Genomic DNA, 1,410 nt, shown 5'->3' on the forward strand with positions numbered 1-1,410 from the left:
GCCCCCGACCCGACTCTGCCGCCCAGCGTATACGCCACCGTCTCTCCCACAAGTGGCCCGCCCGGCACGAGCTTCGCCTTCGACGCCAGCGGCTTCGACTCGGGCGAGAAGGTGGGCATCTGGCTGACCGCGCCCGACCAGTCGACCTTCGGTGCCGGCTTTCAGGCCACCGCCGACAGCTCCGGCTCCATCGCCGGTGACAATATCAGCATCACGACCGACACGAGCTTTCCCACCGGGATCTGGTCGTTTAACGCCCAGGGCGTGCGCAGCGGCAAGCAGGCCATCGGCTACTTCCTGATCAGTAGCGCCGCCAGCCCGGGCGACCCTGGGAAGCTCGGCGTGGTTGTCCACGACCAGCTGCCGCGCCAGGGCGCCGCCCTGATCTTCCCGGTGGCGGCCGTGCCCGGCACCACCTTTGTGCTGCTGGGCGACGGCTTTAGCGATGGCGAGAGTGTGAGCGCCTGGGTCACCGGGCCGGACGGCACGAGCACAGCGATCGACGTCGCGCAGGTGTCCGTCATCGGCAGCGGGGCGCAGGCGATCATTGGGACGGCCGGGCTCCCCGAGGGCTTCTACAACGCGGTGATCGAGGGGAAGAGCAGCAAGGTGATTGCGGCGGCGGCCTTCAAGCTCACCCGCGACTATGTGGCCGGCCCGGGCACCCCCCGCCCGAGCAGCGTACACGGCAGCTCCACGCCGGCCGAGGGCGGCTCGGGCACCACCTTCCAGGTGCGCGGCCAGGGCTTCCAGCCGAGCGAGGGTCTGGAGGTGTGGACGACCGACCCGACCGGCACCTACACGCTGCTGGCCGACCAGATGCAGGCCGACGGCGGCGGTCGGATTGGCTACGACCCGCCGATCGACCTGACCGCGCCCGCCGATGCGATCCCCGGCGTCTACGGGATTCACTTCCGCAGCCCGGCCAGCGGCGCGCGTGTGGACGTGTACTTCACCGTGGTCGGCAGCGCCAAGGCCGCCCCCGGCGCGCCGAGGTGGGTGACGGCCGGGCTCGGCGGCCTGATGCCACGCTAGCGCGGGCCGCCTTCCACACATAGGGCTGTCGCCCTAAAAACCGATGTTGTTATGGCCAACATGGCCAGCGAAGCTGGCCATGTTGGCCATAACAACAAGAAATTCTGTCGCCAGCAACAACACGATGCAGCAGTGAGGGTGTGGGAGAGCGAAGCTCTCCCACACCCTCACGGCTGCATTCGCGCTAGGACTCCACGGCGACGGTGCGGAGGCCGACGACCAGCCCGCGCGATGACACGCCGAGGATGAGCACGCGCACCCGGACCCGCCCGGCCCGGCAGGAGATGGCGCCCGTCAGCCGCGCCTCAACCTCGGCCCGCAGGGCGGCGAAGCGATCTGCGGCCTCCAGCTCCGCCGCAGACATCCACGGGTGGC

1 protein-coding gene and 1 pseudogene are annotated in these 1,410 nt (G+C 69.9%); one reads left to right on the plus strand and one right to left on the minus strand.

All coding sequences use genetic code 11. From position 1 onward, the window contains the following. Nucleotides 1-1,035, plus strand: a pseudogene (locus tag K2Z83_RS28435) (hypothetical protein); the annotation flags it as partial. Nucleotides 1,036-1,219: 184 nt separating this feature from the next. Here the strand turns inward: K2Z83_RS28435 and K2Z83_RS28440 are convergent. Then, a partial coding sequence (locus K2Z83_RS28440) for a nuclease A inhibitor family protein (RefSeq protein WP_220598543.1) occupies nucleotides 1,220-1,410 on the minus strand: 191 nt, incomplete at its 5' end.

It is taken from the genome of Oscillochloris sp. ZM17-4, from assembly GCF_019599295.1.
GTDB lineage: Bacteria > Chloroflexota > Chloroflexia > Chloroflexales > Chloroflexaceae > Oscillochloris.